Origin of the sequence: Kitasatospora sp. NPDC057692, from assembly GCF_042799475.1 — a bacterium.
Taxonomy (GTDB): Bacteria; Actinomycetota; Actinomycetes; order Streptomycetales; family Streptomycetaceae; genus Kitasatospora.
Window position 1 is genome coordinate 75,324 of record NZ_JBHVIV010000032.1, and the last position, 17,653, is coordinate 92,976.

General features: G+C 71.0%; 22 protein-coding genes. 10 read left to right on the forward strand and 12 right to left on the reverse strand.

Features of this window, described 5'->3' with window-relative positions:
- Positions 1-19: 19 nt before the first annotated feature.
- Positions 20-1,396, forward strand: a complete 1,377-nt coding sequence (locus ACFVFS_RS19800) for a sensor histidine kinase (RefSeq protein WP_380625860.1) — start codon at positions 20-22, stop codon at positions 1,394-1,396.
- The gene (locus ACFVFS_RS19805) at positions 1,360-2,016 is read left to right on the forward strand and encodes a LuxR C-terminal-related transcriptional regulator (protein ID WP_380625862.1); all 657 of its coding nucleotides are present in this window, start codon (positions 1,360-1,362) and stop codon (positions 2,014-2,016) included. The genes ACFVFS_RS19800 and ACFVFS_RS19805 overlap by 37 nt, the downstream gene beginning before the upstream one ends.
- On the opposite strand, the gene ACFVFS_RS19810 is transcribed toward ACFVFS_RS19805, so the two are convergent.
- Positions 1,989-2,675, reverse strand: a complete 687-nt coding sequence (locus tag ACFVFS_RS19810) for a rhomboid-like protein (RefSeq protein WP_380625864.1) — start codon at positions 2,673-2,675, stop codon at positions 1,989-1,991. The two genes, ACFVFS_RS19805 and ACFVFS_RS19810, sit on opposite strands and share 28 nt — an antisense overlap.
- A 60-nt stretch (positions 2,676-2,735) precedes the next feature.
- Here ACFVFS_RS19810 and ACFVFS_RS19815 point away from each other — a divergent pair, with 60 nt between their 5' ends.
- Positions 2,736-3,059, forward strand: coding sequence for a hypothetical protein (locus ACFVFS_RS19815; RefSeq protein ID WP_380625866.1), 324 nt, complete (start codon positions 2,736-2,738; stop codon positions 3,057-3,059).
- A gap of 24 nt (positions 3,060-3,083) precedes the next feature.
- On the opposite strand, the gene ACFVFS_RS19820 is transcribed toward ACFVFS_RS19815, so the two are convergent.
- The gene (locus tag ACFVFS_RS19820) at positions 3,084-3,656 is read right to left on the reverse strand and encodes a DUF4291 domain-containing protein (protein ID WP_380625900.1); all 573 of its coding nucleotides are present in this window, start codon (positions 3,654-3,656) and stop codon (positions 3,084-3,086) included.
- Positions 3,657-3,902: 246 nt separating this feature from the next.
- Between ACFVFS_RS19820 and ACFVFS_RS19825 the strand changes: the two genes are divergently transcribed.
- The gene (locus tag ACFVFS_RS19825) at positions 3,903-4,433 is read left to right on the forward strand and encodes a universal stress protein (protein WP_380625868.1); all 531 of its coding nucleotides are present in this window, start codon (positions 3,903-3,905) and stop codon (positions 4,431-4,433) included.
- 22 nt (positions 4,434-4,455) lie between these two features.
- On the opposite strand, the gene ACFVFS_RS19830 is transcribed toward ACFVFS_RS19825, so the two are convergent.
- Positions 4,456-5,076, reverse strand: coding sequence for an L-threonylcarbamoyladenylate synthase (locus ACFVFS_RS19830; RefSeq protein WP_380625870.1), 621 nt, complete (start codon positions 5,074-5,076; stop codon positions 4,456-4,458).
- A gap of 118 nt (positions 5,077-5,194) precedes the next feature.
- On the opposite strand from ACFVFS_RS19830, the gene ACFVFS_RS19835 reads away from it, so the two are divergent.
- Positions 5,195-6,121: a hypothetical protein gene (locus tag ACFVFS_RS19835; RefSeq protein ID WP_380625872.1), complete on the forward strand. Its 927-nt coding sequence runs from the start codon at positions 5,195-5,197 to the stop codon at positions 6,119-6,121.
- A gap of 20 nt (positions 6,122-6,141) precedes the next feature.
- Here ACFVFS_RS19835 and ACFVFS_RS19840 read toward each other — a convergent pair whose 3' ends face one another.
- From ACFVFS_RS19840 to ACFVFS_RS19870, 7 genes are all read right to left on the reverse strand, one after another.
- On the reverse strand, positions 6,142-6,564 hold the full coding sequence (locus tag ACFVFS_RS19840) for a DUF6527 family protein (protein ID WP_380625874.1): 423 nt from the start codon (positions 6,562-6,564) through the stop codon (positions 6,142-6,144).
- A complete protein-coding gene (locus tag ACFVFS_RS19845; RefSeq protein ID WP_380625876.1) occupies positions 6,561-7,730 on the reverse strand; it encodes a ThiF family adenylyltransferase in 1,170 nt (389 codons plus the stop codon). Before ACFVFS_RS19845 ends, ACFVFS_RS19840 begins: the two co-directional genes overlap by 4 nt.
- Positions 7,705-7,965, reverse strand: a complete 261-nt coding sequence (locus tag ACFVFS_RS19850) for a multiubiquitin domain-containing protein (RefSeq protein ID WP_380625878.1) — start codon at positions 7,963-7,965, stop codon at positions 7,705-7,707. Before ACFVFS_RS19850 ends, ACFVFS_RS19845 begins: the two co-directional genes overlap by 26 nt.
- 105 nt (positions 7,966-8,070) lie before the next feature.
- Positions 8,071-8,355 carry a DUF3892 domain-containing protein gene (locus ACFVFS_RS19855; protein WP_380625880.1) on the reverse strand — a complete coding sequence of 95 codons (285 nt, stop codon included), beginning with the start codon at positions 8,353-8,355 and terminating at the stop codon, positions 8,071-8,073.
- 146 nt (positions 8,356-8,501) lie between these two features.
- Complete coding sequence (locus tag ACFVFS_RS19860) at positions 8,502-9,527, reverse strand: ImmA/IrrE family metallo-endopeptidase (RefSeq protein WP_380625882.1); 1,026 nt, start codon at positions 9,525-9,527, stop codon at positions 8,502-8,504.
- A gap of 13 nt (positions 9,528-9,540) precedes the next feature.
- Positions 9,541-10,446 (reverse strand): hypothetical protein, encoded by a 906-nt coding sequence (locus ACFVFS_RS19865; protein WP_380625884.1) that lies wholly within the window; start codon positions 10,444-10,446, stop codon positions 9,541-9,543.
- Positions 10,447-10,521: 75 nt separating this feature from the next.
- Complete coding sequence (locus ACFVFS_RS19870) at positions 10,522-11,475, reverse strand: hypothetical protein (protein ID WP_380625886.1); 954 nt, start codon at positions 11,473-11,475, stop codon at positions 10,522-10,524.
- Between the two features lie 284 nt (positions 11,476-11,759).
- Between ACFVFS_RS19870 and ACFVFS_RS19875 the strand changes: the two genes are divergently transcribed.
- The 4 genes from ACFVFS_RS19875 (at position 11,760) to ACFVFS_RS19890 (ending at position 14,742) form a co-directional block, all read left to right on the forward strand.
- Complete coding sequence (locus ACFVFS_RS19875) at positions 11,760-12,599, forward strand: hypothetical protein (RefSeq protein WP_380625888.1); 840 nt, start codon at positions 11,760-11,762, stop codon at positions 12,597-12,599.
- Positions 12,529-14,268: a relaxase/mobilization nuclease domain-containing protein gene (locus tag ACFVFS_RS19880; RefSeq protein ID WP_380625890.1), complete on the forward strand. Its 1,740-nt coding sequence runs from the start codon at positions 12,529-12,531 to the stop codon at positions 14,266-14,268. Before ACFVFS_RS19875 ends, ACFVFS_RS19880 begins: the two co-directional genes overlap by 71 nt.
- 78 nt (positions 14,269-14,346) lie before the next feature.
- Complete coding sequence (locus ACFVFS_RS19885; protein ID WP_380625892.1) at positions 14,347-14,475, forward strand: hypothetical protein; 129 nt, start codon at positions 14,347-14,349, stop codon at positions 14,473-14,475.
- A 33-nt stretch (positions 14,476-14,508) separates the two neighbouring features.
- Positions 14,509-14,742, forward strand: a complete 234-nt coding sequence (locus ACFVFS_RS19890; protein ID WP_380625894.1) for a hypothetical protein — start codon at positions 14,509-14,511, stop codon at positions 14,740-14,742.
- A 263-nt stretch (positions 14,743-15,005) separates the two neighbouring features.
- Here ACFVFS_RS19890 and ACFVFS_RS19895 read toward each other — a convergent pair whose 3' ends face one another.
- Both ACFVFS_RS19895 and ACFVFS_RS19900 read right to left on the reverse strand, forming a co-directional pair.
- Positions 15,006-16,088 (reverse strand): IS630 family transposase, encoded by a 1,083-nt coding sequence (locus tag ACFVFS_RS19895; protein ID WP_380625902.1) that lies wholly within the window; start codon positions 16,086-16,088, stop codon positions 15,006-15,008.
- A 406-nt stretch (positions 16,089-16,494) separates the two neighbouring features.
- Positions 16,495-17,378, reverse strand: a protein-coding gene (locus ACFVFS_RS19900; RefSeq protein ID WP_380625896.1) for an IS5 family transposase whose coding sequence is annotated in 2 segments (ribosomal slippage) — positions 16,495-17,021 and positions 17,021-17,378 — 885 coding nt in all. Because the reading frame shifts where the segments join, the coding sequence is not laid out codon by codon here.
- A gap of 99 nt (positions 17,379-17,477) precedes the next feature.
- On the opposite strand from ACFVFS_RS19900, the gene ACFVFS_RS19905 reads away from it, so the two are divergent.
- Positions 17,478-17,653, forward strand: a 176-nt coding sequence (locus tag ACFVFS_RS19905) for a transposase (protein WP_380625904.1), incomplete at its 3' end; no start/stop codon positions are given.

Here is a 17,653-nt window from a genome sequence, read left to right on the forward strand (position 1 = left end):
ACCGCCGATCGGAGGCCCGGTGAACCGCGCCCTGCCCGCCGCCCGCGCCGCTCTCGCCGCCCTGCGGAGCAGCGGCACCGCCCTCGCCCGGCTGCTGGTGCTGACCGCCGTCGTTCCGGCCGAACTGGTGCTGATGGTGGTCGTGATCGGCAGCTTCGCGCTCTGGTTCGGCCTCGGGATCTTCGTCCTGTTCCCCTTCACCACCCGGCTCGCCCGCGCGGCCGCCGGCCTCGCCCGGACCTGGGCGGGCCGCTGGTCGGGGGTGCCGGTGCCGCCGCCGTACCTGCCGCGCCCCGGGCTCGAACGCACCCTGCACGGCTGGTTCTGGACCGGTCACGACTACCAGAAGCACCGCTGGTTCGCGAGCGTCTCCCGCACCATCCGCTGGCTGTGGAAGGACCCGGCGACCTGGCGCGACGTCCTCTGGGTGGTGCTGAACCCGGTGGTCGGCGGCCTTCTCGCCGCCACCCCGCCGCTGCTGCTCGGCGGCGGCCTGTACGCCCTCGCGTGCGCCGTCCTGCCGCTGCCCGGGTCGGACCTCGGCCCGGTTCGGGGCCTGCTCGGCGGTGGCCCCGTCCCCGTCCCCGGCCCGGTCCCCGGCGCCGTCGCCCCCGTCGTCCTCCTCGCCTCCGGCCTCGCCCTGGCCGCCGCGGGCCCGGCCCTGGCCGGCCCGGCGCTGCGCCTGCACGGCCGCTGGACGCGCGCCCTGCTCGGGCCCACCGAGCGCTCCCGCCTGGCCCGCCGGGTCGAGCAGCTGACCGAGACCCGGCTGGACGCCACCGAGGCGCAGGCCGCCGAGCTGCGCCGGATCGAACGCGACCTGCACGACGGCGCCCAGGCCCGGCTGGTCGCGGTGAGCCTGCGGCTGGGGGCGGTCGCCGCGCTGATCGACCGCGACCCGGCGCAGGCGAAGACGGTGGTGACGGACGCCCAGGAGAACGTCAGCCGGGCCCTCCAGGAGCTGCGCGACCTGGTCCGCGGCATCCATCCGCCGGTGCTCGCCGAGCGCGGACTGTCGGAGGGGCTGCGCGCCCTGGCCCTGGACGTGCCGCTGCGCGTCGAGGTGCGGGCCGAGCTGCCCGGCCGGGCCGAGCCCCCGGTCGAGTCGGCGGTCTACTACGCGGTCAGCGAGGCCCTGACCAACGCGGTCAAGCACGCCGGTGCGCGGCACGCCGCGGTGGACCTGGTCCACGTGGACGGGCTGCTGCGCGCCGAGGTCACCGACGACGGCCGGGGCGGGGCCGACCCCGGCCGGGGCACCGGCCTACGGGGCATCCAGCGCAGGCTGGCGGCGTTCGACGGTACGCTCACGCTGATCAGCCCCCCGGGCGGGCCGACCCGGCTGACCATGGAGCTACCGTGCGCGTTGTCCTCGCCGAGGACCTCTACCTCCTGAGGGACGGTCTGTCCCTCCTCCTCACCGCCCACGGGCACGAGATCGTCGCGGCGGTCGGCAGCGGCCCCGAACTCGCGGCCGCGCTCGCCGAGCACCGCCCGGACGTCGCGGTGGTGGACGTCCGGCTGCCGCCCACCTTCACCGACGAGGGCCTCCAGGTCGCCCTCGCGGCCCGCCGGGCCCGGCCGGGCCTGCCCGTCCTGGTGCTCTCCCAGCACGTCGAGCAGCTGTACGCCCGCGAGCTGATCGCCGACGGCGCCGGGGCGGTCGGCTACCTGCTCAAGGACCGGGTCTCCAACGCCGCGCAGTTCATGGACACGCTGCGCACCGTCGCCTCCGGCGGCACCGTGATGGACCCGCAGGTGATCACCCGGCTGCTCGCCCGCAACGCCGACGACCGCCCGCTCGCGCTGCTCACCCCGCGCGAGCGGGAGGTGCTGGCGATGATGGCCGAGGGCCGCTCGAACACCGCGATCGCCCAGCGGCTGCACTTCAGCGAGGGCGCCGTCAGCAAGCACACCTCCAGCATCTTCGCGAAGCTGGGGCTCGGCCCCTCCGACGACGACAACCGCCGGGTGCTGGCCGTCCTCGCCTACCTGGACGGCACCCGCTCGGCCTGACGCGGTGCCGACAGGACGCCGCTACGGCGGGCCACCGGCGGCAGCCCCATCCGGTGCGCGGCCGAGACGCCGAGGCCCGTGATCAGCGCGACCAGGTGTCCCACGGCGGCGACCTCGCCGTCCGGGACCCCGCCCAGCAGATCGGGCGCCGCCACCGCGAGCATCAGCAGCCACACCGCCCGCGACCAGACCGGCCGGGCCCGGCAGGCCGCCACCGTCAGCGCCGCGACCACCACGTAGGACGGGCCGGTGTCCAGGGCGTGCGCGGCCTCGGCCGGAAGCCCGCCGTGCTCGATCCGCCACCACACCAGCCCCTCGGTCAGCGCGGTCGCCACCACCTGCGCGAGGGCCAGCACCGCCACCGCGCGCCGGCCGCCGAGCGCCCCGACCACCGCGAAGGCGGACAGCGCGAACACCGGCCAGACCCAGATGGTGTCCTGCGGGACGAACGCCGACACCACGAGCGACTCGACCGGGTGGCCGTCCGGCCAGAGCCGCAGATTGTCGAGGTCGGTGGACGCCCACTCCCGCAGCGCCCGCACCCGTTCGGCCGGCAGCAGCCGCAGCACCGGCCACATCGCGGCCAGCCCGGTGACGTACCAGAACGCCGGATTGCGCAGCAGCGGGAGCAGCCGTCGCGCGTCCGGCCGTGGCGGCACCCCGGCCCCTACCGGCCGCGGCGCCGGGCCCGCGCCCCGCCGGCGAGGACCGCACCGGCGGTGAGCGCCATCGCGCCGGCCGCCAGCAGTCCGCTCCGGGAGCGCCAGGACAGCACCGACCAGAGCGAGTTCGCGGAGAACAGCGAGCCGACGCTCAGCCACGACCCGGCGGACAGCACCGACAGGGCCGACCCGGCCGATCCGATCGACAGGACGCTGCCCGCCGACCCGATCGACAGGACCGAGCCGGCCGATCCGATCGACAGGACCGACCCCACCGAGCCGATGGACAGCGGGGAACCGCCGGAACACGCCGCCCGTGCGGGCGAGCCGGCCGACGCGGCGGCCGTTGACGAGCAAACACGAGGTTTGGACACCCGATGATCGTATGCCGTCGCTCCCCGTCGGTCACCCGCGGACGTGGGCCGGAAGGCCGCCCTCCGGCGCGTACGGCCGCTCGTCCGGCAGCAGCAGCCGGGCGGCCTCCTCCTCGCCGGCCCGCAGGTGGCCGTGGATCCGGCGCGCCAGCGGGGTGACGTCGGTGATGGACACCGTCCACTCGTCCGCGTACCGCCGCGCCGCCTCGCCCGTCAGGCCGAGCTGGAGCGAGCGGTGCGGCAGCGGACGCAGGTGCAGGTCGCGCTCGGGGTCCCACTGGACCCGGGCGGGCGCGCGCTTCAGCAGGCGCTGCCAGGTGGCCCGGTCCGGGTGCAGCCCGCGCCGGTAGTGCGCGAGGCAGGCGTTCTCCAGCGCCCACGCGAAGCCCGCCCGGTCGATCTCCACGGCGAGCACGGTCTCCTGGCCCTCCTTGGTCGCCCACCCGCAGCGGTACATCATCCAGAGGAACGAGGGCTTGATCCACGTCATCCGGTCGCGCTTCCACTGCGCCGGGAAGCGCCCGTCCCGGGCCGCCGCCTCCCCGATCTCCGGCCGGTAGGCCTGGTAGACGGTCACCGTGGCGGCCGTGTGGAGGGCGCGGATCCGGTGCTCCGGCTCCGGGGCCGACGCGGGTTCCGGCGTGTGCGGCGCGTGCGGCGCGGTGCTGTCACGCCGTCCAGGGTGGGCCGGGGCCGGCGGGCCACGCCACCGAATTCCGGGCGGCGGCCGGACATGTTCACGCGATGCAAGGCCATATACAGTTAAAGCCTTCGATTTGCAGGCTCATCGCCCCTATGGAACCATAATCCATAAGCATTCAGCGGATCGAACACCGGAAAGTGAAGGAGCATGTCGGACGGCGCGCGCGTCATCGTCGGAGTCAGCGGATCGTTGCACAGCCTGACCGCCCTGCACCGGGCGGCGGACGAGGCGCGGGACCGGGGCGCCGTCTTGGTGCCGGTGCTCGCCTGGACGCCGGCCGGCGGCGAGTACAACTACCGGCTGCGCCCCTGCCCGCCGCTGCTCCGGGCCTGGCAGGCCATGGCCGACGCGCGTCTGGACCAGGCCCTGGAGGAGGCGTTCGGCGGCCTCCCGGCCGGGGTCCGGGTCGAGCCCCAGGTGGTGCGCGGCGAGGTCGGCCCGGTGCTGACCTCGCTGGCCGACCGGCCGGACGACCTGCTGGTGGTCGGCGCGGGCCGGCACGGCGCCCTGCGCACCGCCGTGCGCCGCCTGTTCCAGGGCGGCTCGGTGAGCCGCTACTGCCTGGCCCGCGCCCGCTGCACCGTCCTCGCCGTCCCGCCGTCCGACCTCCAGGCCGACCTGCGCGCCCTGCGCCGCGGCGTCGACCTGCGCGAACTCACCGACCTCGTCGCCGCCTGAGCCGCGTGAGCCGCCCGGTCCGTCACTCGAAGCGGGTGACGTCGCCGGCGCCCCGGCGGACGATCTCCGGCGCGCCCCCGGAGAAGTCGACGACCGTCGTCGGCACCGTCCCGCAGTCGCCCGAGTCCACCACCGCGTCCAGCACGTGGTCGAGGCGCTCCTTGATCTCCCACCCCTGGGTCATCGGCTCGTCGTCGCCGGGCAGGAGCAGTGTGCTGGAGACCAGCGGCTCACCGAGCTCGGTGAGCAGCGCCCTGGTGACGGCGTGGTCGGGGATCCTGACCCCCACCGTCTTCTTCTTCGGGTGCAGCAGGCGGCGCGGCACCTCCTTGGTGGCCGGGAGGATGAAGGTGTAGCTGCCCGGGGTGGCGGCCTTGACGGCGCGGAAGACGTTGTTGTCGAGCTGGACGAACTGCCCCAGCTGCGCGAAGTCCACGCACATCAGGGTGAAGTGGTGGCGGTCGTCGAGCCGTCGGATCGACCGGATCCGCTCCAGGCCGTCGCGGTTGTCCAGCTGACAGCCCAGGGCGAAGCAGGAGTCGGTCGGGTACGCGATCAGCGCCCCGGACCGGAGACTGGCGGCCACGGTGCCGATGGTGCGCGGCTGCGGGGATTCTGGATGAACGTCGAAGTACTTCGCCATTGGCCGACCCTACGGGATCCCGGCGGCCGGCGGGCGCAGCCGCGACCGCCCACCGCGCGGGCGCCGCCGCCGTCCGGGTCCTGGTGGGCCGCCCGGCGGGCGCGTACGGTCGGGCGGTATGGGTTTCGACCAGGCTCGCGCGAACCGGATCTTCCTCCCCGAGACCTATGCCGAGGGCGTGCCCCACGAGCTGTTCCGGGAGCTGCGGACGGCGGCCCCGGTCTGCTGGGTCGAGGAACCGCCGGTGGGGGAGTGGCCCGCCGGCCCCGGCTACTGGGCGGTCCTGCGGCACGCCGACGTCAAGTACGTCCTCCGCACCCCCGAGCTGTTCTCCTCCCACCTGGGCGCCACCCAGATCCGCGATCCCGACTCCGCGGCCGACCTGGCCTTCGCCCGCACCATGATGCTCAACCAGGACCCGCCCGACCACGCCCGGCTGCGCCGGATCGTCGCCGCCGCGTTCACCCCGCAGGCGCTGCGCGAGCTGGCCGACGGCATCGAGGCGCGGGCGGCGCGGCTCGTCGCCGGGGTCCGCCCCCTGGGCGCGACCGACCTGGTGCCGCTCGCGGCCGACCTGCCGGTCTGGACGCTGGCCCGGATCATGGGCGTACCGGAGCAGGACCGGCAGCTGCTGGTCGACTGGTCGAACCGGGTGATCGGCTACCAGGACGCCGACCACGCCGACTCCCGCACCGCCGATCCCTCCGGGCTCACCGACCTCGGCCGCGCCGCGCTGGCCCACCGCCCCACCACCCGGACCGCCCCGGACGGACGCCCCGTCAACCCGCGCTCCCGGGCCGCCCTCGCCGACATGTTCGCCTACGCCCACGCCCTCGCCGAGCAGCCGCCACCCGGCAGCATCGTGGCCCGCATGCGCGAGGCCGGGCTGAGCGCGGCCGAGTTCGAGACGATGTTCTTCCTCTTCGGGGTAGTCAAGCGGACACCGGAACGTATCGTCCAAATCGTGTTTCCTGAAGCCGAGTTGATTACTTCGGTCAGGCCGGCGGGCCCCTGCCAGGCTACCCGCGCCGGTGCCCCTGTGTGATCATCACGGTGACGGGTTCGTCAGGATGATCGTCCGGGCGTCCACAGGCGTCGGAGCCGCAGCCAGCGGCGGAGCCTGGAAGTCGGTTCTGGTGCGGGGACCGGGGTGCTCGGGTCGAGCAGGCGACGATCGCGGGCCCGGTTCTGATCGATCTCCGCCGCCGAGTACCGGCGGCTCCAGCGGACGCGACCGTCATGGATCCAGTAGTGCGACTGGCAGCGGAGTGACCAGTTGCCGATCGACGGGGTCAGGGATACGTTCTCGCCATCAAAAGTGAGCTTCCACTGTGCGGGGGAGAGCGGTGTGATGACTTCGTGTCCGCAGCCGCAACAGCACAGGTGACCGCAGGTGCGGTAGGGGATCGAGATGTACAGCTTCCCTGGATCCATCGCCGGAGGGAACGTCTCGGTGAAGACCGGATGCAGGGTGTCCTGAGCGGTCACGGGAGGTCCTCGTTAGCGATCTCGTTGGTGATCAGCGAGTAGGTGCTGTGTCCCTCATCGGTGGCGTCGGCGTAGATGCCGATGAAGCGCTTCCAACGGATGACGGCCAGGACGGCGTTCAGCGCGTTCAGGTCCGCGGTCTGAATGTTCCGCCCGTAGGCATCGCGTTCGAGAGCCGGCTGCGGGATGCGGCTGCGGGCTGGGACACGGCGGGTGGGAAGACTCGTGGTGACACGCAGCAGTCCACTGAGGCGGCCGTCGACCTCATCGACTCCCATGCCGACGTCGATGAACGGCACGTTGTGCGCTTCGAGCCACTCGGTGATCGCCGGCTTGCCGGTGGCGTCGTCGGAGGCGAGGAAGACGAACGTCGCTCCGGTGAGCAGGTCGAGGTTCTCTTCGTCGAGGTACTGCTCGCAAGCCGTCACGCCCCGGTGCATGTTCGCGTAGATCGAGGCGAGGTAGACGGCCTTGGCCGGGCGGCTGCGCAAGGTGTCGAGGGTCGGGGCGCCCGGAGCCCGGAACGCGTTGTGGTTGTCGAAGGTGTCGCCGTCGACGAGGAGGATCGAGTCGACCTCGGTCTTGGCCACCTGATCGAGGATGTAGCTCCCGCTGCCTCCGAGGCCGACGATCACGACGCGGTGGCCCCGGAAACGGCGGTTGACGGCCGCGATGCCGGCGCGGGAGGTGGCGGTGTCCCTGTAGACGAAGGGGCTGTCGTCGTCGATCTCCTGCCACGCCGCGCCAGGGGTGGAGGTGGCCGAGGAGTCGAGTGCGTGCGCCTGGTCGGCGATGATCCGGGCATACGCGGTGATCTTCGTGTACTCGTCCGGGTAGCCGTCCGGGCCGGGCTTGCTGGAGAGCATGAAGCCCGCCCGCATGCCCTCGGCGATCTCCCGGAGGTCCGGACTCGCCAAGGCCAGCGGCCGGCCGTGCTCGTCGCACGGGACGGAACCGCTGAACCAGATGCGGTGGTCGGTTCCTGAGACCAGGCGGTCTCCGCTGATGGTCATGGGGTACGCGAGGAAGCCGTGCTCGACAGTGCGGTTCTCAGTGGCGTACGGGATGTGCCGGATGATGATGTGGCCGGCATGGACGACGACGTCGTAGCCATCGTCGAGAAGCCGGACCAGGTCAGGGTCACGAGCGAGAAGTGCGGTAGACATCGAAGACCATCCCCTTCTTCACCGCGACGCTGTGGCCGGCCGTCAGGCTGCCAGCTCCGTGACCGTCGTGGCCGCGGCTGTAGCGGACCGTGTAGGTGTCCTGATCGGTCGGCGGCTGGCCGGGATATGCGAGGTCGACGATCTGCTCGTAGGTGATCTCCTTCGCCTCCCAGGTGTGCGGGCGGGCGTTGACGACGATCGTGACGGGCGCGGGCCCGTGGCTGTCCTGGGACATGAGTCCTCCTGAAAGTGTGATGTGTGGTCGGCCCCGGGTTCTCCGGGAACCGGGGCGGGCTGTTCGGCGCGCCGCCGCGAGCAGCGACACGCCGGACGGCGGGGGTCAGCGTCTGGGCAGGGCGAGGAGGTTGTTGGTCCACACGCCGTCGGCGCGGGTCCGCAGGTACTTCTCGCCCTGCGCGGGGGTCACGACGAAGACTTCGGCGCGGCGCCCAGCCGCGTCGCTGGTGTAGGCCCTGCCGGACTTGTTCTCGATCCAGTCGACGAGCTGCACCCGGGTACTACTTCCAGTGCTGCCGGACGTCTCGTTGGTCCACCACAGGTGGGTGATGTGCTCGTGCGTGGTGCCGCCAGGGGACAGGCGGACTGCGGTGATCTGAATGGCCATTGTTCTGTTCCTGCCGACCAGGTTCCGACGGCCCCGAGGCCGGCGCCCGGAATCCGTGAGCACCCCGCTGCGGGGTGCTTCGCCTGGGACAGACGACGTAACTCGCGAGTAGTGGTGAAGGCGGTGCGGACGTGGTTTGCGAGGCGTCAGGCACAGTTCAGGCAGCGATCACTGCCCGGCGAGAACATCCGGGAAGGATGCAGGGTGAAGCAGCTGGGGCACTGGCGCTCGGCGACGCGGGACGGGCAGGCGCAGCGGCCGCACTCGGGGCAGCTGGGGACGCGGCAGCGCGGGCAGGCCGGTTCGAAGGAGCGGTACTCCTCGTCGCAGTTCGCGCAGATGTATTCGAGCGACTGGGGGCCGGTGTCGAGGGTGGGCGGGGTGAAGGCGCGCCAGGGGGCGGAGTCGGCGACGAGGACGGCGACGAGGTAGCCGTCCATCGGCGCGATGTCGGTGTGCAGTTCCCGTCCGAGGATGCCGTCGCGGTAGCGAACCCGGGTCTGCCCCCGGGCGCGGCCGGAGCCGGCCACGGCGCGGTCGACGACGGGGATGTCGACCTGACGGCTGCCGCGTGGCAGCGGTGGGAGGCTGTGGGAGGCGCCGAAGACGAGGCGCCCCGCACGGTCGAGGAGGAGGATGTGGCCCGGCGCGGGCAGGCGCTGGGCGGCCCGCACGCACACTGCCATCCGGGAGGCGTTGCTCGTCTGCCACAGCTGGGCGATCGCCGACGCGTCAGGTCCCTTGACGTCCAGGTGGCGGTCGACGAGGGAGGCGGGCAGCAGGATCTCAGCGGCGAAGGCGTCGCACGCCGCATCCTCCAGGAGGACACCCCCATCGGGTTCCCCGCTGAAGGCCTCCATGAGCGCGAAGCTGTTTGTCTGCAGGTGGTGGCCCAGCTCGTGGAGAGCGGTGAAGTCCCGCCGGGCGAGGCTGGCCGCAGCAGCGACCGACAGGCGCGGCGGCGGCCCGGAGTCGTATGCCCCGGCGACGCTGCATCCCTGTGCTTCCCGATCCTCGTCGACGTCCACAACAGTCAGCTCAGCCCAGGTCCTCAGCTCTGCGAGAGCGCCTTGGGCCAGGAGCTCCGACGCGCCGGGACGCAGGGCTTCGAGTTCCCGGACCATCGCCGCGGCCTGGACCCGGGCCGCGGCGGCGAGAACGTGGTTGACCATGCGGGATCCCCTTCTACTCGCCCAGACACAGTTCGAAGTAGCGGTCGGTGCGCGCTGTCCAGTTCGGCCCGGCTGGTCCGTCCTGGCGTGCCGCAAGCGCGAAGATCCCGTACGCGGCACGCAGTCGGGCGTCGTGCTCGGCCTCGTCGTACTGCGTGGCAAGCGCCTTCACCTGCGCGCGGCGCAAGGGACGGTTCAGCTCGTGCACGACCTCGTGTGGCAGGGCGGGGTTGGCCGTGATCAACTGATCGGCTGGCCGGCCTAGGCGTTCGGCGAGTTTGGTGGCCTGGTCGGGGGTGAGGGGCAGCTTTCCCCTCCACACGGCCAGTGCTTGCGGTGGCAGCAGCTCCAGCTCGGCCGCGAGATCTCCCGGTGTGATGGCCTTGTCCTTGAACAGCTGCGGCAGGCCTCCCGTTCCCTGTGGTTCCCACCGCGCTGCGGCGAGAACCGCGACCCTGTCGGCCAAGAGCCCGCGGTACTCGTTGCCCGCAGCGGACATGGCTGCGTTGCTGCCCCACCTTGCGCCGGCCACAGCATCGGCCAGTGAGCGGCCTGTGAGGTAGGTAGGCCGGTCAGACAGCTCGCTGACCTGGCGGTGCAGCACGCACCAGGGAACGGTGGTCTCCAAGCTCCACCAGAGCGCCAACGGCTCCTCTAACGTGGACGCCGAAGCGGGGAGGAGCAGGGTGTCGCCGTCGGCGTACCGCTCGAACGAAGCCGGAACGGCCCGCAGAGTGTCGTATTCGGTTGCGGTGACGAGCAGCGGCTGGATGACGTCTTCCCACGCAGCGCGCCAGATTTGGCCGGGCTGCGGGTCCTGGGGCGGTTCGGTGGCCACCCGGCGGACGGCGTCGGGTACCTTCAGTCCCGCCGCGACAGCCACCAGCCGCTGGTAAGCAGTGGTGTGGACAGAACTCATACCGTCTCCCCCGTGGCTGTGGTCCATCAGCGCATTCTCTCTTCACTGGATCTGGACGACGCAACTCGGGACCGCTCAGAACTGGGCATCATCGCCCCGCCGCAGCAGAGCTGCCATCACCGCCCATTGATCGACGTCCGAGGACAAAGCTGCGCGAAGCTTCGTCTTGAGGCTCGAGAGGACAGAAGCCGCGTGACGGTGCCGGATCTCCAGCAGCTGTGCCGCATGGTGAGCGTCCTCTTCGAGATGTGGAAGCAACAGACGCTCGTTGAGGGTCAGCCGTTGCCAGATGTCGTCAGCCACCCCCTCGGCCGCGACGGGGTCGGCCGTGATGGCGACTGTACGCTGGTCGGAGAGTTCGGAGACTGCGCCCTCGTCCGCGTACAGGGTGGTGAAACGTGCCGGTGCCAGGAGTTCGAATCGGGCCTCAAGAACCTTGGCGAGTTCTTCCTCCCGGACCGCACCCCGCGCGTACCGCAGCACGCCTAGGAGAACGGTCTTGAGGGCATGGACCGTCTGCTTGGGCGTGGGGCCGGAGTGGTTCCAGCGGGTTATGCCGACTCCTGTTATCCGCACAGCCTGTGCGATGAGGTCGTCGAGGCCTCCCTGCCACACGGCGCCGTCGGCGTGCTCGACCAGCGTCCAGCGCGGCGGTGGACCCGCGACCTTTCGGTAAGCCGAGTCCTCGCTCATCAGACGGGCAATCCGGCGTCGTAGCTTGCCCCGCGGCGTCTTCTTCGCCTCGTCGATGAGGAAATTCCTCACCGACGCGAGAAACAGACGCTCCAACGAGGCGTCGTCAATGGCAAGCACCAAGCAGCTGGTGACGAACTTCCGTCCCTCTCCCTTGCGGGCAAGCATCGCATTGATCAGGTCGTAGGCGGCGGGGTCGCTCCACTCCGAGTGCCCTTCGGGTGGCGGGAAGCCGTAGGTGCGGCGCACCTGATGCACCAGCCGCCGCAGCAGTTCCAAGCTCGCATACCCCAGCTCACCCGTCTGCGACAGCTCCTCGAAAGCACTGGTTGCCACGAGCCACCCCGATTCCCCGAAACCCGCCCACCACCCGTAGCCACAGAGCAGCCCCGACCTGGATACACCACCATCCGGGCCGGGAGCGCGGGACACGCCCGAGGAGTGCGGGAGCGGTTCAGGCCCGGGCCGTTGCGCTTGGGACGCGGGTCGGTGTGTCGGTGGACCGAGAGGACGCGGTTTGGTGTTCCGCCGCAGATGTACGCGCAGGGTGTGCCGTACGGGTTGTCGCGGAGCTGCGGGCGGTCGTGCCGGGGGCCTGGGCGGTGGTGCGGTACACGGAGATGGAGGTCGAGCGGACGACGATGCATGATCAGGACATTCTCGCCGCCCCTAGGGTGGACCAGCTCCAAGAAACTGGCGGGCTGCCGCGGCGCGGCGTACGGTCGGCCGGCATGGGCTTCGATCAGGCGCAGGTGAACCGGATCTTCCTACCCGAGACCTACGCCGAGGGTGTGCCGTACGAGCTGTTTCGGGAACTTCGGACGGCGGCCCCGGTGTGCTGGGTGGAGGAACCGGCGGTGGGGGAGTGGCCGCCCGGGCCCGGCTACTGGGCGGTGCTGCGGCACGCGGACGTGAAGCAGGTGCTGCGCCGCCCGGAGGACTTCTCCTCGCACCTCGGCGCGACCCAGATCCGGGACCCGGACACCCTGGCCGACCTGGACTTCGCCCGCACCATGATGCTCAACCAGGACCCGCCCGACCACTCCCGGCTACGCCGGGCCGTTGCCGCCGCCTTCACTCCGCGTGCGCTCCGGGAGTTGACCGCCGCCATCGAGGCCCGCGCAGCCGAACTCATCGCTGCGATCCGCCCGCTGGGCGAAGCCGACTTCGTACCGCTTGCCGCCGACCTGCCCGTGTGGACGCTCGCCCGGATCCTCGGCGTGCCGGAGCAGGACCGGCAGCTGCTGGTCGACTGGTCGACAACCTCAACCAGGTCGCCCACTTCCTCAACGCCGGAGGCCAGCCCGCAGCCGACCTCCGGCAGCTCCTGCGGCGCGTCGAAGCCTCCATCGACGCGGTCGACCGGGCCGTCGACTGGCTGGTCCGCCGGTGATCCCCAAGATCCGCACCGGCACCGACCGCTCCTTTCCCCTCATCGACTACCTCTTCGGCCCCGGTAAGCACGAGGAGCACACCGACCAGCACCTCGTCGCCTCCTGGAACAACTTCGCGCCCGATCCCGGCCCCAACCCCGAACCGCACCAGGTCGCCAAGCTCGCCAACCAGCTCGACCAGCCGGTCAAAGCCCTCGGCAAGCAGGCACCGGCCGAGAAGATCTGGCACTGCTCCGTCCGCACCGCCCCCGGTGACCGCCACCTCGACGACAACGACTGGGCGAACATCGCCCGCCGCATCGTCCACGTCACCGGCATCGCCCCCGAGGGCGACGGCGCCGCTTGCCGTTGGGTCGCCGTGCGCCACGCACCCGACCACATCCACATCGCCGCCACCCTCGTCCGCCAGGACGGCCGCCTCGCCAACCTCTCCTTCGACCGCCGCAAGGCCCAGGCCGAGGCCCGCCTCATAGAGAAGGAGTACGGCCTGCGACAGCTCACCCCCGGAGACGGCACCGCCGCCAAGGCCCCCACCAGCCAGGAACGGTGGAAAGCCGAGCGCACCGGCCGCACCGAGACCCCGCGCGAGAGCCTGCGCGAAGCCGTCCGCCAGGCCGTCGCCGGGGCCGCCACCGAGCAGGAGTTCTTCACCCGCCTGCGCGAGGCCGGCCTGCGGGTGAAGCTCCGCCACGCCCCCTCCGGCGACATCCTCGGCTACAACGTCGCCCTGCCCGGCGACCGCAACCGCGACAGCGAGCCCATCTGGTTCCCGGGCAGCAAACTCGCCCCCGACCTCTCCCTCCCGCGGATCCGCCGCCGCCTGGCTGACGGACCCGTTGACGCCGCGCCATCCCGGCCCGGCACTGGGCACACTGACCGGTCCGCTCCCGCCCAGTACCGGCGTGAGGCCATCGGCATCGCCGAGCGCGCCGTCGCCGTCCTCGAGGAGGACGACGACGAGGCCGCCGCCCAGCTCGTCGGAGCCGGTGAACTCCTCGACGCACTCGTCCAGACCTCACCGGCCGCCACCCGCGCCGAACTGCGGGACGCCGCCCGCGCCTTCGAACGCGCCACCCGCTCCCACGTCCGCGCGGAGAACGCCGACATCCGGGCGCTCCGCTCGGCCGCCCGCGGAATAGTCCACGCCGGCGGAGCGCTTGGTCGTGGGGAAGACGGCGGCACGACCGCCATGGTCCTCTCCACCCTCGTCCTGGTCACCCTGGCCGCAGCCCGCTGGCACTCCGCCCGGGGCCACGCCCAGCAGGCAGCAGCCTCTCGACAGGCCGCTACCCATCTCCGCGCCGCCTACCAACAGGCAGCGACCACCCCCATGCGAGCGATGCGCGAGGCGGGCCGGGCCCTGCCCGAGCCCGAACGCCGCCGCCACGAAGCCACCATCCACACCGCCCTCGGCGAACCGGACCACCACACCGGTACCAGCCGTCAGCACGACGCCCTGGCCGCCACCCTGGCCGAAGCCGAGAAGGCCGGCCACGACCCCAAGGCCCTCCTGGAGGAAGCCACCTCCTGGCGAGAGCTCGACACCGCACGCGACACCACCGACGTTCTGGTCTGGCGCATCCGCCGCATCGCCGACTTGCCCGCGATCCCGGGCAACACGAAGGCCGGCACCACACGCACCAGGCACGCACCCGGCCGCACAGGCACTCGCGCCGAATCGCTGGCACCCGCCCGGCCGGTCACCGACTCTCGGCGGCCGGCGCCTCGACGCTGACCAGCAAGCCCGTATCTCCTCGACACCCGCCTCCACCGGGTGTTAGGCAAGAACCAGCACCGCCCGAACGGAGAGCCCGTGCCCAGAACCACCGAGCTGCCCACCACCCCGGCCACCCCTGTCGTCCAGGGCCTGGTGGCCAGTGACCCCCTGCTCCAACTGGAGTACGAGACGGCCCCGCCGCGCGGCCCGGACGCGGTCCGCTGAGTGCAGTGCCCGCACGAGCTGACGCTGCGCGGCATGCCGGTGGTGTGCTCTCTCTGCCGGGCCCGGCGCGACTGGCTGCTGATCAACCACGGCCGCCGCGTCTGGGTTCGCTGCCGAGCAGGGCACGAGTGGCTCGAACCGGAGATCACCCGCAAGGACTTCGACGCCATGCTCGCCGACCCGAGCTGGACGTACTACCCCACGTTCGAACAGGCGCGGATCGCACTGGGGTTCGACGGGACTTTTTGCCGGGCTCTACCTGGGTAGGGAACAGCGAAAGGGGCGCTGGCCCCGTTTCTGTGAGGACCGTGACCGGTCGCGATCGTAGTGCCTCCTGTTGGATGGCCTGGTGGAACACACAACTGCTGAGCTGTTCACCGATCCCGCGGAGACGATCACGTCTCTCATCGGGTGTTCTCTCTTGATCGGGAGTCGCACCGTTGGCTGGGCTCTGTCGCACATCCGGTGGTAGCAGAGCGTTGCTGCCTTCACTGTTGGTGATATCCCGAGATCGGCTCGGTGTTCTCACACTAGTGTCCTGCGCCAGGAATTCGTTCAAGATATGAGGCGAGTCGTTCGAGGATTTCGTCGGCGGTCTTGGTCCAGGTGAACGGGCGGGGGTTCTCGTTCCAGGTCTTGATCCAGGTCCTGATGTCCTTCTCCAGGGCCTGGACGGACTTGTGGACGCCGCGTCGCAGTTGCTTGTCCGTCAGCAGTGCGAACCACCGTTCGACCTGGTTGAGCCAGGATGAGCTGGTCGGGGTGAAGTGCAGGTGGAACCGGGGGTGGCCGGCCAGCCACTTCTGGATCGCCGCGGTCTTGTGAGTGGCGTAGTTGTCACAGATCAGGTGCACGTCCAGGTCGGCGGGCACTTCCTTGTCGAGCTTGGCGAGGAACTTCTTGAACTCGGCCGCGCGGTGGCGGCGGTGGAGGGAGCCGATGACCTCGCCGCTGACCACGTCGAGGGCGGCGAACAGGGTGGTGACGCCGTTGCGCAGGTAGTCGTGGGTGCGGCGCTCGGGCATGCCCGGCATCATCGGCAGTACCGGGGCGGAGCGGTCGAGCGCCTGGATCTGGGACTTCTCGTCGACGCACAGGACCAGGGCGCGTTCCGGCGGGTCCAGATAGAGCCCGACCACGTCGCGGACCTTGTCGATGAACTGCGGGTCCTTCGACAGCTTGAAAGTGTCGACCAGGTGCGGCTTGAGGCCGAAGGCCTGCCAGACGCGGCCGACCGTGGACTTCGACAGTCCCGTCGCGGCGGCCATCGACGCCCGCGACCAGTGAGTGGCGTCCTTGGGGGTCCGCTCCAGAGTGGCGACGACGATCTCCTCGATCCGCTCGTCGCTGATCTTCCGTGGAGCGCCGGGGCGTTGCTCGTCCGCGAGCCCCTCAAGGCGGCGCTCCAGGAAACGCCGCCGCCACTTGCCGACCGTCTGCGGCCAGATGCCGAGCTCGGCGGCGACCTCCTGGTTCGTCTTCCCCTCCGCGCAGCCGAGCACGATCCGACACCGCAGAGCCAGCGCCTGCGACGACTTCGCCCGCCGCGACCAACGGACCAGTGTCTCCCGCTCATCGTCGGTCAAGGTCAACTCGGCCATCGGCCGACCCATGCGCGCCATACGCACAGGCTACAGATATGAAGCGAATTTCAGGTGCAGGACACTAGAGCCTGTCTGATGAATGATCACCAGCAGCAGTACGGGTAGCAGGGGGCAGCGCCTGGTGGGGGTAGATCATCAGTGGTGCTGTCCATAGGCTCAGGGCATGTCTAACGAGTGGTCCTTCCCCGACGACCTCATTCGGCTTCGACGGGAGTACAACGCTGCCAGGCGGTCGATGTGGGCAGATGCAATGGAGTCACCTGAGCCTCGCCGTGCGCAACTGGAGCTCCGGGAGCGCATCTCGGCCCATTCCTTCTGGGAGTCCGTTCCCGAAGAACAGAGGCACATCGCCCACCGGGCGCTCGAACAGGCCAGCCTCTACCCGAAGCCCTGAAGCGCCCGGCCGCCGGAGCTCTCAGCGTTCGCGGAGCCAGAGGATCAGGGAGGCCAGGACGACTCCGGCTCGGTAGCGGTCGGCGAGCTTGTCGAACCTGGTCGCGACCGCGCGGAACTGCTTGAGGCGGGCGAAGCACCGTTCGACCACGTTCCGGTCGCGGTAGATCTCCTTGTCGAACGCTGGCGGTCGACCGCCGAGGCGTCCTCGGCGTCGCCGGTTGGCCGCCTGGTCGCGGCGTTCGGGGATCGTGACGGCGATGCCCCGGCGCCGCAGCAGGTGGCGGATGGCCCTGCTGGAGTAGGCCTTGTCACCCAACACGCGATCCGGTGTCGTGCGCGGGCGGCCCGTGGCAGCGCGCGGGACACGGATTCCGTCGAGGACCTGGCCGAACGCGGTGGCGTCGTTGACGTTGCCCGGGGTGAGCACGATCGACAGCGGCAGGCCCCGGCCATCGACGGCGAGATGGACCTTGGTGGTCAGCCCGCCTCGGGACCGGCCGAGGGCCTGGCGCGTCTGCGAGCGGTCCGGATCTTCCAGTTCGTCCCTGTCTGCGTCCCCTCTTTGCGGGCGCCGGCGGCGTGCTGGTGGGCCCGGTTGATCGTGGAGTCGACGGCGACGGTCCATTCCACCCGGCCCGCAGCGTCGTCGCGGACCTGGACATGTTCCAGCAGCTTCGCCCAGGTCCCGTCCGCATCCCAGCGGGCGAACCGCTCGTAGACGGTCTGCCACGGCCCGTACCGCTCTGGGAGATCGCGCCACGGAGCCCCGGTCCGCAGACGCCACAGCACACCGTTGACCACCTGCCGGTGATCACGCCACGGACGGCCACGCCCGTCCACCTGCGGCAACAGGGGCTCTATCCGATCCCATGCCGCGTCCGTCAACTCACCTCGACCCGCCACAAGATCAATTATCAGACACGCCTTAGGGCGCGTATTCGGTTGTGATCAATTTGCGGGTTTCGCCCTCGTGGTTGCCTCTGATCCGGTAGACCGTGGTGCGTGACCCGTGTGCAACTGACCGACAGTGAGTGGGAGTTCATCGAGCCGTACTTGCCGATCGGCAAGTACGGCCCCTACCCTGAACGGCTGCGCCAGCAGTTCGAGGGCGTGATCTGGCACTTCAGGACCGGCAGCCAGTGGCGCGAGATTCCCCGGGAGTTCGGTTCCTGGTCGGC

Excerpts from the sequence above, each read along its gene's own strand:
- ACFVFS_RS19865 (WP_380625884.1), bottom strand. The coding sequence starts at position 10,446 with ATGAGTTCTGTCCACACCACTGCTTACCAGCGGCTGGTGGCTGTCGCG.
- ACFVFS_RS19895 (WP_380625902.1), bottom strand. The coding sequence starts at position 16,088 with ATGGGTCGGCCGATGGCCGAGTTGACCTTGACCGACGATGAGCGGGAG.
- ACFVFS_RS19830 (WP_380625870.1), bottom strand. The coding sequence starts at position 5,076 with ATGGCGAAGTACTTCGACGTTCATCCAGAATCCCCGCAGCCGCGCACC.
- ACFVFS_RS19890 (WP_380625894.1), top strand. The coding sequence starts at position 14,509 with ATGCCGGTGGTGTGCTCTCTCTGCCGGGCCCGGCGCGACTGGCTGCTG.
- ACFVFS_RS19860 (WP_380625882.1), bottom strand. The coding sequence starts at position 9,527 with ATGGTCAACCACGTTCTCGCCGCCGCGGCCCGGGTCCAGGCCGCGGCG.
- ACFVFS_RS19850 (WP_380625878.1), bottom strand. The coding sequence starts at position 7,965 with ATGTCCCAGGACAGCCACGGGCCCGCGCCCGTCACGATCGTCGTCAAC.
- ACFVFS_RS19875 (WP_380625888.1), top strand. The coding sequence starts at position 11,760 with ATGGAGGTCGAGCGGACGACGATGCATGATCAGGACATTCTCGCCGCC.
- ACFVFS_RS19845 (WP_380625876.1), bottom strand. The coding sequence starts at position 7,730 with ATGTCTACCGCACTTCTCGCTCGTGACCCTGACCTGGTCCGGCTTCTC.
- ACFVFS_RS19835 (WP_380625872.1), top strand. The coding sequence starts at position 5,195 with ATGGGTTTCGACCAGGCTCGCGCGAACCGGATCTTCCTCCCCGAGACC.
- ACFVFS_RS19825 (WP_380625868.1), top strand. The coding sequence starts at position 3,903 with ATGTCGGACGGCGCGCGCGTCATCGTCGGAGTCAGCGGATCGTTGCAC.
- ACFVFS_RS19855 (WP_380625880.1), bottom strand. The coding sequence starts at position 8,355 with ATGGCCATTCAGATCACCGCAGTCCGCCTGTCCCCTGGCGGCACCACG.